Raw genomic sequence first — 14,580 nt, 5'->3', positions numbered from 1 at the left:
CTGCCGCGTTATACGACTTGGCTCGCGTAGGTCGCATCGCCGAATCGTGATTGGATGCTGGCGATGGTTTATGACAATAAAAAGAACCCGGAGTGACAGCGTTATGAACAGCTTGCGCAGTGTGTCGATCAGCCGACGCTTGTGGCTCATTTTGGTGGTAGCGGTGGTGATGTTGTTGACCTTGGGTGCGTTGATGCTCAAGCAGATCCACGCCGACCTCTATCACGCCAAAGCCCAGAAAACCCAGCATGTGGTGCAAACCGCCAGCGGCCTGCTGACCTATTACCATGACCTGGAAATCGCCGGCACCTTGAGCAAAGAGGCCGCGCAGAAGCAGGCACTGACTGCGATCCGCGGCCTGCGCTATGACCAGAACGACTATTTCTGGATAAACGACCTCACGCCCGTGATGGTCATGCACCCGACCAACCCCAAACTTGAAGGCCAGAACCTTTCGGCAATCCGCGATCCGGACGGTTTTGCGGTGTTTAACGAGATGGTCGCCATCGCCAAAGCCAAAGGCGCTGGCATGGTCGATTATCGTTGGCCAAAACCCGGTGCCAGCGAACCTGTGGCCAAGACCTCCTACGTCAAACTGTTCGAGCCGTGGGGCTGGGTGCTTGGCTCCGGCGTGTATATCGACGATGTGCAGGCCGAATTTCAGGGCCAGGTGATCAAGGCCTCGGCGATTGGTCTGGCGATTGCCGTGATCATGGCGCTGCTGGTGATTCTGATCGCGCGCAGCATCGTGCGGCCGTTGCAGGAAACCGTGAACGCCATGGCCAACATCGCCAGCGGCGAAAGCGATTTGACCCGCAGTCTCGATACCCACGGTCAGGACGAAGTCACTGAGCTGGCCCACCACTTCAACGCCTTCACGGCCAAGTTGCGTCGGGTGATCGGCGACTTGCAGGTCTCGGCCAGTGCGCTGGGAGTGTCGTCCAGCGAACTGGGCAACGATGCCTCGCAGGCGCAGCAACGCAGTCAGCAGCAATCGCAGCAAATGGAGTTGGTGGCCACCGCGATCAACGAGGTGACTTACGGCGTGCAAGACGTGGCGAAAAACGCCGAGCACGCCGCCGCCGAAATGCGCGACGCCGAAGCGCAGGCACAACGGGGACAGATCAATATCGATGGCAGCCTGCAGCAAATCGACAAGCTGTCAGGGACGATTGATCAGGCGGTTGAAGTGATTCGCACATTGGCTGCTGAAAGCACGCAGATTGGTAGTGTGCTGGAAGTGATTCGTTCGATTGCCGAGCAGACCAATCTACTCGCGCTCAACGCTGCTATCGAAGCGGCACGTGCTGGTGAACAGGGTCGCGGTTTTGCGGTGGTGGCGGATGAGGTTCGATTGCTGGCGCAACGGACGCAGAAGTCGACGGCGGAAATTCAGACGATGATTGAGCGTTTGCAAAATCATTCCGAAGCGGCCGTGAAGGTGATTGGCGATAGCAGCAAGGCATCGCAGCTGACCATTGAGCAAGCGGGTCTGGCCGGGGCCAGTTTGAGTGCGATTGGCCAGGCACTGCGCAATCTGAATGGCTTGAACGCTTCGATTGCCAGCGCCACGCTGCAACAGGCGCATGTGGTTGAGGACATTAACCAGAACGTGGCGCAAGCGGCCGGGCTGTCGCACAGCACGGCGTTGGCGGCGGAACAGTCGAGTGTGGCCAGCGTACGGCTCGGCCAGTTGAGCGAACAGCTGAACAGCCTCCTACGCCAATTCCGTGTCTAACCCCCCAATTGCCTGTGGAACACTAATCCTGTGGTGAGGGGATTTATCCCCGTTGGAGTGCGCAGCGCTCCCAAACCCGGCAACCGCGGTCTTCCAGGTAGAACGCGTTCTGCGGTTTTGCGACGGCTGCGCCGCCGAACGGGGATAAATCCCCTCGCCACAGGGAAATTTGTTGCCAACAGTGCGTGTGCGGTAGCTAACGCCCCTTAGCCGTCTCTGGGTACAATCCGCCCCCCTTCAACTCCCCCAAGGAAGACTCATGTCCGGGCTCGAACTGTTTGCCGCCGCTCTCGGTGTGATTGCCGTGTGGCTGACGGTTAAACAGAATCCGCTGTGCTGGCCGATCGGGCTGGTCATGGTGTTGCTCTACAGCTGGATCTTCTTTGAGGTGAAGCTGTATTCGGACATGTTGCTGCAAGTGATCTACGCCGCCCTGCAAATCTACGGCTGGTGGCAGTGGACGCGGGCCGGGACGATGCATGACGGTCGGCAGGTCACGCGGCTCGATCAGCGTTCGATTCTGTTGGGGCTGGGTGTCGGCGCGGTTGGCAGTTTGTTGCTGGGCGCGGCGATGGCGCACTGGACGGATGCCGCGCAACCTTGGCTGGACGCAGCACTCACCGGTTTTAGCCTGGTCGCACAGTTGTGGATGGCGCAGAAACGTCTGCAATGCTGGGCGCTGTGGTTTGTGCTGGATGTGATCTTCGTCGGGTTGTTCATTTATAAAGGTCTGTACCTCACCGCTGCGCTGTACGCCTTGTTCACCCTGATCGCCGTGCAAGGCTGGCGTGAATGGCGGGCCGATCCGGCGTTGCGCACATGAAAGTCGTGGTGCTCACCGGCCCTGAATCGACGGGCAAGAGCTGGCTCGCTGCTGGCCTGCAAAAGCAGTTCGGCGGGGTTCGGGTGGATGAGTACGTGCGCCGGTTCATCGAAGAGAATCCGCGCGATACCTGTCTGGCTGACATTCCCGCGATCGCCCGTGGCCAGTTGCAATGGGAAGACGAGGCGCGCGCGCAGCGGCCAGCGCTGCTGATTCTCGACACCCACTTGTTGAGCAATATCCTCTGGAGCCAGACGCTGTTCGGTGATTGTCCGGACTGGCTGGAGCCCGAGTTGTTGGCGCGGCATTACGATCTGCACCTGTTGCTGTCCCCTGAGCAGATCGACTGGACGGATGACGGTCAGCGCTGCCAACCGGATCTGCAGGAACGTCTGATGTTCTTTCGAGCCACCCAAAACTGGCTTGGTAAACACCAGCAGCCCTTTCAAATCATTCAAGGCAATTGGGCCGAGCGACAGGCGCAAGCCGTAGCCGCGGTCGCACATCTATTGGCTGAGTGATCAGCGACGTGGGGCTTTTGCCCCACCATTTCACCCTGTTTTGGGGCAATTGTGTCCGTTTCTGAAACACTCGCCCGAGTGCAAAGTGGCCGTTTCAACGCCCTTCATCGTTTTGTCATGCCGCTTGTTACGCTGATGAAACACATCCCCGCAAACCCTTGTTCCAGAGCTTTGTTCAGCGAACAGACAGGTCTGCTGGCCAAGCACTGTTTCAGCGATGAAACATCACGTGTTTCAGCCCTGCGAACTTTTCCGATAACCCATTGAAAAACCGTCTTTTTTAAAAAGCGGCACAGCTTTCGCTCTCTCCTTCCCAACGCTGACTAGGGCCAGCCCACTGAAGAAGGAATTGCCGCCGTGGGGAATATCAAAAAAGGCTTCACCTGCCTGGTGCTGATCGGATCTGCAGCCAGCACATTCATCAGTTTCTACGCTCAGGCCGAAGGCAACGGCGTGATTGTGCTCAATCGCGATGTCCAGGTTCATTCGATCGGACGCGAGAGGGGCAAAGACCCCTACCCAACCACCGTCAACGCCAACCCTTCGGCACGCGTCAATCAGGCCGTGAACAGCGGTGAACTCAGCGACGGCGAGTTTGCCAGCGTCGCCAGCGGTTCCTCCATCAGCGGCACCATCATGAATCAGAACGGTGCGCTGCCCGGTACCAACGTCATCACCAACCCCAACGGGTTGCCCGGTATGAGTGCCGGTCACGGTGGCGGCAGCGGCGGCAGCATTTCCAACACCATCAATCGCTCTCTGAGCACCGGTCTCGCCCCGCTAACCCGCATGGCTGGAGGCCAATGAGATGAATCGCACCCTGCTCATTCTGGCCTTGCTCAGCTGCACCAGCGCCATGGCCGACTCCAGCAACAACAACGCAGACATTCAGAACACCGGCATCCAATACAAAGGTAACTACAACGTTAACCAGGCCGCCGGCGACCAGATGCAACAAACCAACACCAAAGCAATCGCCATCGGCACCAGTGCCAGCGCATCGACCAGCGTGATTCAGCACATCGACACCCCGGCCGAACGCTCGGCCAATGCCAGCGCGAACATCGGCGGCAACTCTTTCAGTAATGGTAACGGGATTCTGGGCGTGAACCAGGGTGCCGGGGCCAACAACCAAATGGCCAACGTGACGCGCGTCAGCATCAGTGCTGCCCCGCAGAGTGTTGACGATAGCGCCCTTTCGCAACAGAACGTGGCGTTGTTACCAAGCTCAGGAGCAACTGGTACCTCAATCGGCAGTCGCCAGGTCACGACAAGTGATCAGGCCTTCACCGGCAGCCGCGGGGTAATCCAGGTGAACCAGAGTGCCGGGGTGGGGAACCGAATGGCTAACACCCTGAGCATCCGGGTCGCAGACTGACCCATATAAAAAGCAGTGCAATTAGAAAGTACCAACACTTAACCAACTAATAAGCACGATGGAGAAACACCATGAAACCTACAATGGCTCTCAAACCACTGGTTTTCGCACTTGCAGCAGTGATGGCAATCGCAGCACAGGCAGGCGGTCGTGATGACGATCACGGTCATGGTAACGGCGGCCACAATAACGGTGGTCATAACAATCAACCAAAAGGCCCTACTCTCGAAGAGCTTCTGCAAATCGGGGCCGGCGCTGGGGCTGCTGTACTCGACTCGCAAAACAGCGATAGCAACATCGTTGGCAACCAGGGTACTAAAAACAATGCCACTGTCGATAACTCGGCGAACGGTTCCAACGGGAACCTGGGCATGAACAACACCGCCGGCGACGGCAACCAGCAAGACAACGCTGCTGCACTGGCCACCGCTGACGAAAGCTTCATCTTCGGCACCGCCGTTGCTGTTTCCAGCGCTACCCAGGTTAACAACAACAACGCTGTGGCTAACGCCTCGACGACCAACAATGCAAGCTTGAACAATGTGGGTAACGGCGGTTCCGGCAACATTGGCATCAACAACAGTGCCGGCAACTTCAACCAACAGAAAAACAACCTGGCAATTGCTGTATCGGGTGGCCGTGTAGCGAATGCTGCCGCTGCAGCCAACCAAAGCTCCACCGGTCTGACTGTGGCCAACTCCGCCACTCAAACCTACAAAACCACTACCCTCACCGGTACTGTCGCCGCTCTTGGCGCGTTCGGTGCAGTTGGCGAAGCAACCATCAAAGGCGATAGCGGTCACGGCGGTGGCGGCTATGACGATCGTGGCCACGGTGGCAACGGTGGTAGCAAAGATCAGAAAGCTACCTTCGAAGCTGTGGGTGTCTTCGGTCTGGCTGGCGTAACCACTCAACAAGTGATGACTCCAGACGGCTGGAAAAACCCTGTGACCAACAATGCCACCCTGAGCAACGTTGGCAACAACTTCTCCGGCAACGCTGGTTTCAACAACGCCGCAGGTGTTGGCAACCAACAAAGCAACTCGCTGTCCATCGCCGCAGGTTGCAAAGCCTGCATGTAATCGCGATCGAACTGAAAGCCCCGGCAACGGGGCTTTTCCTTCAGTCCGCCAAGGCGTATCGATCATGCGTAAAACTGCCCTTATCGCTTTGCTTTGCCTGTCTGGCTTGAGCCAGGCCGCGCAAATGCCAGTGGCCGCCCTCCCCGGTGGCGTACTCATTTACAAGGATGTGCAGAGCATTCGTGAGCGCAAGTTTGCCGACATCGTCGAACAGAAAACCGACTTCAGCTGCGGCGCTGCTGCACTGGCGACGGTGTTACGCCAGGCCTATTGGCTCGACGTCGATGAGGAGCACATCATCAAAGGCATGCTGGTCAACGCTGACCAGGACCTTGTCCGTACTCAAGGTTTTTCCATGCTCGACATGAAGCGCTACATAGAAAGTATCGGCATGCGCGCCAGGGGCTACAAGATTCCACCGGAGAAGCTCGACGCAGTAACAATCCCGGTGGTGGTACTGATGGAAATTCGCGGCTACAAGCATTTCGTCGTGCTACAGCGTTCGGATAAGGATTGGGTTTACATCGGAGACCCGGTGCTGGGACACAAACGCTATAAACATGATGATTTTGTCAAAGGTTGGAACGGCATCGTCTTCGCCATTGTGGGCCCCGGTTATGACAAGGCAAACGCACTACGCAGCCCACCGGTACCGCTGACCGCGAAGAACAAGCTGGATGGCTTCAACCCTGTCAAAGATGCTGAATTGATGGACTTCGGATTCATTCAGAGCGACTTCTTTTAATCGCCGCTTATAAAAAAATGGGACTGGATGTCCCGGGAGCAGCAGATGAAAACCTCATACTGGCTGGCCGCCGCCTGCCTGGCCGCGAGTGCGTCAGGCTATGCCAATGCAGGATTTAAACCCATCGAAATAAAAGATCAGGAGCTCTCTGAGCTGCGTGGTCGGTATGTCATGCCGGGGCGGATTATCAGCTTCGGCATTGTTATGAGTAGTACCTGGCGCAACGCCAGTGGCGATCTGATCGGTGCAGCCGCCTCGATGCAGATCCAGCAATCCACGATCAAACCCGAATTCTATGTTTCGACCATCAAAGAGGCCGGCAATATCGTCAATTCGGCGCAGAACGCCGTCGCCAGCGCCAACAATGGCGGCGCCGCCCCAACGACCCAACCGGCCCAACAACAAGGCACCGGCACCATCATTGGTGGCGCAGCCTTGAATACCAGCCAGGGCGTAACGCAAAGCGTGCGCGCTGCCGGCGATGACAACACCGCGTACAACAACGTTGCGATCAACGTCAAAGAAGCCAGCCAAGCCCCCGCCATTACGCCTTCCCAGGGACAAGCTCTGGTCGCAGGCCAGACCATCACCGGCAGCAACGCCGCCGGCAATGTCGCGGTTTCCGCTACCGGCGGTGGCGTGCAAATGGCAATTCAGGCCAGCGGCAATCAGGGCACCGCCCTGCAACAGGTTGCCCAGAGCGGGCTGCTGCAGAACACCCGTTTGCTGGGCAGTTCGAACGTGGTCAATAACATGACTCAACTCAACGTTGTGTTGAACAATAACGGCATGAGTGCCGGCGCACTGGATTGCAACCTGACTCAACTCAGGGCCCTACGCAACATAGGATATTGAACTACGCTGAGTCTCGATCATTGGGCTTAAAGGGACGGCTTTTTCATGTATCGATCAGTATCACTGCGTGCTGCTGTATGTCTGAGTACGCTTCTCCCGGCGGCAATGTTGCAAGCTGCACCTGACGCCGATGTAGAAGCGCTAAAACAAGAACTGATGGAACTCAAGCAACGATACGAAGTGCAACAAAAAGCCCTGGCGGTCCTTGAACAACGTGTCCGCCAGGTCGAAGACCAACCCGCTGCGCCGCAACCCAAACGCCTGGTCAAATCGCCGGCCGACCTCAGAACTCAAAAAGTGGCGGCCGCAACAGGGACTGGTGCAGCAGCCGCATCGGGGGGCGCAGCCGGTGGGGGCACGGGCAGTTCTTATGGCCAATCGCTGGCCGATGATTCGCAGCCCGCACAATCGGTGTCCAACCTTTACGACGAGGCCAGCGGCTTCTTCGGTGGCGGTCGTTTCAGCGTTGAAACCGGTATCACCTATTCGCGTTACGACACTCGTCAACTGGCGCTCAATGGCTTCCTGGCGCTGGATTCGATCTTTCTCGGCAGCATCAACCTTGACCGGATCAAGGCGGATACCTGGACCCTCGACCTGACGGCACGCTACAACTACAACAACCGTTGGCAGTTCGATATCAACGCTCCAGTCATTTACCGCGACTCGACTTACCAGTCCGGCGGTGCGCAAGGCGGCGCATCGGGCGCCCTCAGTGAACAGGATGTCACTCAGGATCCGACCCTTGGCGATGTCAACGTCGGCGTGGCGTACAAATTCCTCGACGAATCGCCAAACCTGCCGGATGCGGTGGTCACGTTGCGTGTGAAGGCGCCAACCGGCAAGGATCCTTTCGGGATCAAGCTGAAACAGGCTCCAGGCGACAACACCAACCTGTTCGTGCCTGACAGCCTGCCGACCGGTAACGGCGTCTGGTCGATCACGCCGGGCATCTCGCTGGTGAAAACCTTCGACCCTGCCGTGCTCTTCGGTAGCTTGTCCTACACCCACAACTTCGAAGATTCGTTTGACGACATCAGTCCACGGGTCAACGAGAAAATTGGCGGCAAAGTGCAACTCGGTGACAGCTTCCAGATCGGCGCCGGTGTAGCGTTTGCGTTGAACGAGAAGATGAGTATGTCGTTCTCGGTCTCCGACCTGGTGCAACGCAAGAGCAAGATCAAACAGGATGGCGGCGATTGGGAGTCGGTTGTCTCCAGTGACGCCAACGCCGGTTACTTCAACATCGGTATGACCATTGCGGCCACCGACAACTTGACGATCGTGCCTAACCTGTCCATAGGTATGACCGAAGATGCGCCGGACTTTTCCTTCAGCCTGAAATTCCCGTATTACTTCTAACCACAGAAATCTGTAGGAGCAAAGCTTGCTCGCGAAGGCGTCAGTACATTCAATATTGATGTTGAATGTACCGGCCTCTTCGCGAGCAAGCTCGGCTCCTACACTGTTTCGTGGTGCAAATTAAACTGCGCGTACGCCATGATTCTGTAGGAGCAGAGCTTGCTCGCGAAGGCGTCAGTACATTCAATATTGATGTTGAATGTACCGGCCTCTTCGCGAGCAAGCTCGGCTCCTACACTGTTTCGTGGTGCAAATTAAACTGCGCGTACGCCATGATTCTGTAGGAGCAGAGCTTGCTCGCGAAGGCGTCAGCACATTCAATTTTGATGTTGAATGTACCGGCCTCTTCGCGAGCAAGCTCGGCTCCTACACTGTTTTGTGGTGCAAATTAAACTGCGCGTACGCCATGATTCTGTAGGAGCAGAGCTTGCTCGCGAAGGCGTCAGTACATTCAATATTGATGTTGAATGTACCGGCCTCTTCGCGAGCAAGCTCGGCTCCTACACTGGTTTGTGGTGCAAATTAAACTGCGCGTACGCCATGATTCTGTAGGAGCAGAGCTTGCTCGCGAAGGCGTCAGTACATTCAATATTGATGTTGAATGTACCGGCCTCTTCGCGAGCAAGCTCGGCTCCTACAGAAGGCTGTGATCTTTTGATTTAACGAATTTGATGTTTGTGCAGTAACCGGTAGAACGTAGGTCGCGAAACGCCCAGCACTTTTGCCGCCACACTCAAGTTGTCGCTGTGCCGATTCAATACATCGCACAAGGCCTGGCGTTCGGCGCGGGTTTTATAGTCTTCCAGGGTGCCCATCGGCGTGGCGATCGACTGCTGGCTGATCAAACCCAGATCTCGCGCTTCAATCTGTCGCCCTTCGGCCAGCACCAAACCACGACGAACGCGGTTGGCCAGTTCGCGCACATTGCCCGGCCAGTCGTGTTTGCCCATCGCAATCAACGCGTCTTCACTGAAACTGCGCGGCCGCCGGCCGGTTTCGTGGCTGTAGAAATGCGAGAAGTGGTTGGCCAGCATCGACAGATCGCCATGGCGTTCGCGCAACGGCGCGGTGACCACTTGCAGCACATTCAGCCGGTAATACAAATCCTCACGGAAACGCTTTTTCTCGATCGCCGACTCCAGATCGACGTGGGTCGCGGCCAATACCCGAACATCCACGGGGATCGGCTGACTGCCGCCAACCCGTTCAATGTGTTTTTCCTGGAGAAAACGCAGCAGATTGGCTTGCAGTTCCAGCGGCAGATCGCCGATTTCATCAAGAAACAGCGTGCCACCGTTGGCCGCTTCGATGCGCCCGACCTTGCGTTGATGAGCGCCGGTAAACGCACCCTTCTCATGGCCAAACAATTCTGACTGGATCAAATGCTCAGGAATCGCCCCGCAGTTGATCGCCACGAACGGTTTACTGTGGCGCTGCGATTGTCGATGCAGGGTGCGCGCCACCAGCTCTTTGCCCGTGCCGCTTTCGCCACGGATCAGTACGGGCGACTCGGTCGGCGCCAGTTTGCTGAGCAATTTGCGCAATTCGCGAATCGGTCGACTGTCACCGAGCAACTCATGCTCCGGCTGATCCACATGGATCGTGCCCTGCCCGCGCAGGCGCGCCATGCCGAACGCGCGACCGAGGGTGACCTGCACCCGCGAGACGTCGAACGGCAAGGTATGAAAATCGAAAAACCATTCGCAAACGAAGTCGCCAACGTTCTGTAAACGCAGGACTTCCTGATTCAGCACGGCGATCCATTCAGTACCGCTGCGGCTGATCAGTTCTTTGACGGCTTCGGGGCGTTCGAGGTGAAACGGTTGCAAGCGCAGCAAACCAACATCACAACTTCGGTCAGCGGCGTTTTCCAAAGTACAGCTGTCGACATCCCAGCCTATCGCACGTAAACCGGGCAAAAGGCGATGACAATCGTCGCAAGGATCGACGACCAATAAACGTCGTAATGCAGGCGCTTCGCTCATGACTGTTCCTTGGCGCCAAATTATAAGAAATGATTGTAAAAACAGTCATTTGGCAGACCTGGCTGTAACATTAGCAAGATTTTGACAGCGCCTTGTATCGATTGCTTATAGGGATACAAGCGAACCAGTTATAAGAAGGGAAGTTGTTAGTCAGCTATCGACTTTAAATCTTTCATCCGGCTTTCAATAGCTCCCGTAAAACTGAGTATATGAAAGAAAGTTGAAATTTCTTTGTTTCAGGTGTGACCTGTCACCGGGTTGCGTGCATCAGTACAAGTAACCAGCCGAACGGTAAGCCCAACCGACGGCACATCACTTGATTGGGCACGACAGAGAGAAGACCCCATGACCGCCCCGCTCCGTATCAACGAAGCTCTTTTGATTGCCAACCACGCGTTCAAACCGTTCCAGTGCGTGGCTTGGGCCCCACAAGACGGCAATGGCGAAGTCAGCCTGACCGTCATCGACCGCACCAACAATCACATTGGTCGCAAACAGATTTCCAGCAGTGACTATTCGGATCCGGCACAACTTGAATTGGTCTTGCAGCAAGCTCGCGCACAATTGAGCGAAGAAGGTTACGAGCTGCAATCGTGGTCGATGCCGCACTGAGCAGAGGGCATTGCGGATGACTTCAATGTCATCCGCCCTCTTCTTTGTTAGTTGCCCTGTTGTTTTAACCCCGCGCACTTTTTACATCGCTAAGCAACGAAACCAGGCACAACTGCTTGGCAGGCTTGCATTTGGTTCAAAAAGACACTGTTTCGGCACAGTGCGACCCTCCGCCTGTTAGTTCTTACAGTTGTGCTTATTGTTTATCAGGGATTGAATGTTCCGCTCATGCAGTTACCCACCCGGCTCCCGGGTTATGGTCAACTCGCAAGGAGATGCGTGCATGTTCGGCTCGAATGCTTTTGCGCTGGCAACCCCCATAAATAAAGTCGGACATCTTGATCAGACATTCGCTGCGACCGGCGTGGCGCAGGTTTATTTCGCCGGCAGCCTGTCGAGCATGACGCAAGCCGTGGCACTCGATCAGCAAGGTCGTGTATTGGTCGCCGCAAAAATCGGCACCGCTCATGGCAGCCGGTTTGGCCTGGCGCGATTGCTGGCCGACGGTTCTGCCGATCTTGGGTTCGGCCATCAGGGCAGCGTCATCGGCGAGTTCGCCGCCGGTTTCGAGGCCGCTGCCAGCAAGGTGCTGGCGCTGCCGGACGGCCGAATCCTGCTCGCCGGCCTGCATTATGAAAGCGCCCATCAAACCCTTCCCGCCTTTGCCTGCTTCGATGCCCACGGTCAGCCAGACCCGACCTTCGGCGACAATGGCCGGCAAGTCGTGCGCCTGCCGGGCAATCTATCCACCGGCTCGCGCGATACCTGGCTACCGCCGGGCGTGCCCGGGGCCGAAGCCTGCGACTTCGCTGTACAGGATGACGGGCACATCCTGCTGATCGCCAACCACCATTTCGAACTGGCCGATCACGCCGGCATGCTGATTCGCCTCAAACCCGATGGCAGTCTCGACGACACGTTCAACGGTCGCGGCTTCGTCATGATCCGTCACCTATTGCTCAATACCTGGCTCAGCAGCCTGCTGTTGCAGGAGGACGGGCGGATCGTGGTGGCCGGTTCGATCGACTTCCCGCAGGAAGGCCTGCTCGCGCGCTATCTGGCCGACGGCAGTCTGGATGAACGTTTTGCGGTGGACGGTTTTATGGCGTTCAAGGCTCAGGGGCGAAGCGCGCAGGTCAGCCAGGTGATTGAATCGGCGGAACACCTGCATTGTTTCGGCAGCAGCCGTGATCCGATTCGCTGCGTGGCATTGTCGCTGCACCATAACGGCCGCCCGGATCTGCACAGCCATGACGGTTTGGCGCAGTTGCTGGAAATCGGCCCGAGCGGCTGCCAGTGGAGCGCTGCGCAACGCATGGCAGACGGTCGCATGATCGCAGTCGGCGCGACCATCGGCGGCGTTGAAGCGGATTTTATCGTCGCGCGCTATTTGGCTGACGGCGACCTCGACCCAAGTTTCGGCGATGGCTGCGGCTGGCTGCGCACACGCCTGGGACGCAGCCTCGACACCGCCAACTCACTGGCCCTGCAAGCCGATGGCGGGATTCTGGTCGGCGGTTATTCACTGGATGGCAACTACCGGGCAATGGTCGCGCGCTACCTCAACCCATAACGGGCTGTTGGCCTGTTGACCCGTTGACCTGTTGACCTGTAGGAGCTGTCGAGTGAAACGAGGCTGCGATCTTTTGATCTTGTTCTTCATCTTGCAAAGTCAAAAGATCGCAGCCTCGTTTCACTCGACAGCTCCTACAAGGGATTTCCAGCCAAGTCATTAACAACTTGAACTTGCTCGACACATGCGGCAACTTGCGCGCTTCTTAAGATAAGGAGCAACCGATGTCCGGTTCAATGGCCCAGGCGTTCGCGCAAAATTTTCTCGGGCATTCGCCACGTTGGTATAAGGCGACCATCGTCGGATTCCTGATCCTCAATGCTGTAGTTCTGTTCACCGCAGGCCCGGTCGCTGCCGGTTGGTTGCTGGTGATCGAGTTCATTTTCACCCTGGCCATGGCGCTCAAGTGCTACCCACTGATGCCGGGCGGCCTGCTGCTGATCGAAGCGCTGCTGCTGAAGATGACCACGCCACAGGCTCTCTACGATGAGCTGGTGCACAACTTCCCGGTGATCCTGCTGCTGATGTTTATGGTGGCTGGCATCTACTTCATGAAGGATCTGTTGCTGTATTTGTTCTCGCGGCTGTTGCTGGGGGTTCGCTCGAAAGCGGCGCTGGCGTTGATGTTCTGCTTTCTCTCGGCGTTCCTGTCGGCGTTTCTTGATGCCTTGACCGTTACGGCCGTGATCATCAGTGCGGCGGTCGGTTTCTATTCGGTGTATCACCGCGTTGCCTCGGGCAATGATCCGCGTCAGGACAGCGAGTTTGCCGACGATCAGCACCTACCCAAACTGCATCACGACGATCTCGAACAATTCCGCGCGTTTTTGCGCAGCCTGTTGATGCACGGCGCGGTCGGCACGGCGCTGGGCGGTGTCTGCACGCTGGTCGGTGAGCCGCAAAACCTGTTGATCGGCCATGAGATGGGTTGGCACTTTGGCGAGTTTTTCAGCAAGGTTGCGCCGGTGTCGTTGCCGGTATTGGCGGCCGGTCTTGTGACCTGCGTGCTGCTGGAGAAACTGCGTTGGTTCGGCTACGGCACGCTGCTGCCGGACAACGTGCGTGCGGTGCTGGCCGATTACGCCGCCGAAGACGATGCCGAGCGTACCCCGCGTCAACGCGCCGCTTTGCTGGTGCAAGGTGCGGCGGCACTGATTTTGATTGGTTGCCTGGCGTTTCACGTCGCCGAAGTCGGCCTGATTGGACTGATGGTGATCGTGCTGATCACGGCGTTTACCGGGATCACCGATGAGCACCGTCTCGGTAGCGCGTTCAAGGACGCGATGCCGTTTACGGCACTGCTGGTGGTGTTTTTTGCGGTGGTGGCGGTGATTCATGATCAGCAATTGTTTGCGCCGCTGATTCAGTGGGTGCTGGCACTGCCGGTCGAGCAACAACCGGGGATGCTGTTCATTGCCAACGGCGTGCTGTCGGCGATCAGTGACAACGTGTTTGTCGCGACCATTTACATCACCGAAGTGAAACAGGCCTTCCTCGCCGGGCACATGAGCCGCGAGCACTTTGAGACCTTGGCGATTGCGATCAACACCGGCACCAACCTGCCGAGCGTGGCGACGCCGAATGGTCAGGCAGCATTTCTGTTCCTGCTGACCTCAGCGATTGCCCCGCTGGTGCGCTTGTCGTACGGGCGGATGGTGTGGATGGCGCTGCCGTACACCTGCGTGATGGGCCTGCTGGGCTGGTACGCCGTGAGCTACTGGCTCTAACCACCGTGCACGTTGTAGGAGCTGTCGAGTGCAACGAGGCTGCGATCCGTTGATCTTGTTTTTGAAGCAAGATCAAAAGATCGCAGCCTTCGGCAGCTCCTACAGTCAAAACGCCGCATAACAATTGTGGGAGTGGGCTTGCTCGCGAAAGCGGTGTGTCATTCGACAAATGCGCTGTC

At 57.2% G+C, this 14,580-nt stretch carries 13 protein-coding genes; 12 read left to right on the top strand and 1 reads right to left on the bottom strand.

Annotated elements, in window-relative coordinates:
* Positions 1 to 103 precede the first annotated feature (103 nt).
* The 9 genes from AD669_RS11665 to AD669_RS11625 all read left to right on the top strand — a co-directional run bounded on the left by AD669_RS11665 (position 104) and on the right by AD669_RS11625 (position 8,504).
* Positions 104 to 1,738, top strand: a complete 1,635-nt coding sequence (locus tag AD669_RS11665; protein WP_053119830.1) for a methyl-accepting chemotaxis protein — start codon at positions 104 to 106, stop codon at positions 1,736 to 1,738.
* Positions 1,739 to 1,997: 259 nt separating this feature from the next.
* Complete coding sequence (pnuC, locus tag AD669_RS11660) at positions 1,998 to 2,561, top strand: nicotinamide riboside transporter PnuC (RefSeq protein WP_053119827.1); 564 nt, start codon at positions 1,998 to 2,000, stop codon at positions 2,559 to 2,561.
* Complete coding sequence (locus tag AD669_RS11655) at positions 2,558 to 3,082, top strand: AAA family ATPase (protein WP_053120459.1); 525 nt, start codon at positions 2,558 to 2,560, stop codon at positions 3,080 to 3,082. The genes pnuC and AD669_RS11655 overlap by 4 nt, the downstream gene beginning before the upstream one ends.
* 357 nt (positions 3,083 to 3,439) lie before the next feature.
* Complete coding sequence (locus AD669_RS11650) at positions 3,440 to 3,889, top strand: hypothetical protein (RefSeq protein ID WP_053119826.1); 450 nt, start codon at positions 3,440 to 3,442, stop codon at positions 3,887 to 3,889.
* A gap of 1 nt (position 3,890) precedes the next feature.
* Entirely contained in the window at positions 3,891 to 4,460 is a 570-nt protein-coding gene (locus AD669_RS11645; protein WP_053119824.1) for a hypothetical protein, read from the top strand.
* A gap of 71 nt (positions 4,461 to 4,531) precedes the next feature.
* Positions 4,532 to 5,542 carry a hypothetical protein gene (locus AD669_RS11640; RefSeq protein WP_053119822.1) on the top strand — a complete coding sequence of 337 codons (1,011 nt, stop codon included), beginning with the start codon at positions 4,532 to 4,534 and terminating at the stop codon, positions 5,540 to 5,542.
* A 64-nt stretch (positions 5,543 to 5,606) separates the two neighbouring features.
* Positions 5,607 to 6,287 (top strand): C39 family peptidase, encoded by a 681-nt coding sequence (locus AD669_RS11635; RefSeq protein WP_053119820.1) that lies wholly within the window; start codon positions 5,607 to 5,609, stop codon positions 6,285 to 6,287.
* Between the two features lie 45 nt (positions 6,288 to 6,332).
* Positions 6,333 to 7,142: a hypothetical protein gene (locus AD669_RS11630; RefSeq protein ID WP_053119818.1), complete on the top strand. Its 810-nt coding sequence runs from the start codon at positions 6,333 to 6,335 to the stop codon at positions 7,140 to 7,142.
* Between the two features lie 45 nt (positions 7,143 to 7,187).
* Positions 7,188 to 8,504, top strand: a complete 1,317-nt coding sequence (locus AD669_RS11625) for a transporter (protein ID WP_053119816.1) — start codon at positions 7,188 to 7,190, stop codon at positions 8,502 to 8,504.
* 659 nt (positions 8,505 to 9,163) lie between these two features.
* On the opposite strand, the gene AD669_RS11620 is transcribed toward AD669_RS11625, so the two are convergent.
* The gene (locus tag AD669_RS11620; protein ID WP_053119813.1) at positions 9,164 to 10,489 is read right to left on the bottom strand and encodes a sigma-54 dependent transcriptional regulator; all 1,326 of its coding nucleotides are present in this window, start codon (positions 10,487 to 10,489) and stop codon (positions 9,164 to 9,166) included.
* A 345-nt stretch (positions 10,490 to 10,834) separates the two neighbouring features.
* Between AD669_RS11620 and AD669_RS11615 the strand changes: the two genes are divergently transcribed.
* From AD669_RS11615 to nhaB, 3 genes are all read left to right on the top strand, one after another.
* On the top strand, positions 10,835 to 11,101 hold the full coding sequence (locus AD669_RS11615; protein WP_053119811.1) for a hypothetical protein: 267 nt from the start codon (positions 10,835 to 10,837) through the stop codon (positions 11,099 to 11,101).
* 283 nt (positions 11,102 to 11,384) lie between these two features.
* Positions 11,385 to 12,674: a delta-60 repeat domain-containing protein gene (locus AD669_RS11610; protein ID WP_053119809.1), complete on the top strand. Its 1,290-nt coding sequence runs from the start codon at positions 11,385 to 11,387 to the stop codon at positions 12,672 to 12,674.
* A 224-nt stretch (positions 12,675 to 12,898) separates the two neighbouring features.
* Positions 12,899 to 14,401 (top strand): sodium/proton antiporter NhaB, encoded by a 1,503-nt coding sequence (gene nhaB, locus AD669_RS11605; RefSeq protein WP_053119807.1) that lies wholly within the window; start codon positions 12,899 to 12,901, stop codon positions 14,399 to 14,401.
* The last annotated feature ends 179 nt before the right edge of the window (positions 14,402 to 14,580 follow it).

The sequence above is a fragment of the Pseudomonas sp. P1.31 genome, from assembly GCF_001269815.1.
In the GTDB taxonomy this organism is placed as follows: domain Bacteria; phylum Pseudomonadota; class Gammaproteobacteria; order Pseudomonadales; family Pseudomonadaceae; genus Aquipseudomonas; species Aquipseudomonas rustica.
Note: the sequence above shows the minus strand (reverse complement) of the source record. Positions and strands in the feature narration are given on the sequence as shown.

Coding starts and splice junctions, on each gene's coding strand:
- AD669_RS11665 (WP_053119830.1), top strand. CDS start 104: ATGAACAGCTTGCGCAGTGTGTCGATCAGCCGACGCTTGTGGCTCATT.
- pnuC (WP_053119827.1), top strand. CDS start 1,998: ATGTCCGGGCTCGAACTGTTTGCCGCCGCTCTCGGTGTGATTGCCGTG.
- AD669_RS11655 (WP_053120459.1), top strand. CDS start 2,558: ATGAAAGTCGTGGTGCTCACCGGCCCTGAATCGACGGGCAAGAGCTGG.
- AD669_RS11645 (WP_053119824.1), top strand. CDS start 3,891: ATGAATCGCACCCTGCTCATTCTGGCCTTGCTCAGCTGCACCAGCGCC.
- AD669_RS11640 (WP_053119822.1), top strand. CDS start 4,532: ATGAAACCTACAATGGCTCTCAAACCACTGGTTTTCGCACTTGCAGCA.
- AD669_RS11635 (WP_053119820.1), top strand. CDS start 5,607: ATGCGTAAAACTGCCCTTATCGCTTTGCTTTGCCTGTCTGGCTTGAGC.
- AD669_RS11630 (WP_053119818.1), top strand. CDS start 6,333: ATGAAAACCTCATACTGGCTGGCCGCCGCCTGCCTGGCCGCGAGTGCG.
- AD669_RS11625 (WP_053119816.1), top strand. CDS start 7,188: ATGTATCGATCAGTATCACTGCGTGCTGCTGTATGTCTGAGTACGCTT.
- AD669_RS11620 (WP_053119813.1), bottom strand. CDS start 10,489: ATGAGCGAAGCGCCTGCATTACGACGTTTATTGGTCGTCGATCCTTGC.
- AD669_RS11615 (WP_053119811.1), top strand. CDS start 10,835: ATGACCGCCCCGCTCCGTATCAACGAAGCTCTTTTGATTGCCAACCAC.
- AD669_RS11610 (WP_053119809.1), top strand. CDS start 11,385: ATGTTCGGCTCGAATGCTTTTGCGCTGGCAACCCCCATAAATAAAGTC.
- nhaB (WP_053119807.1), top strand. CDS start 12,899: ATGTCCGGTTCAATGGCCCAGGCGTTCGCGCAAAATTTTCTCGGGCAT.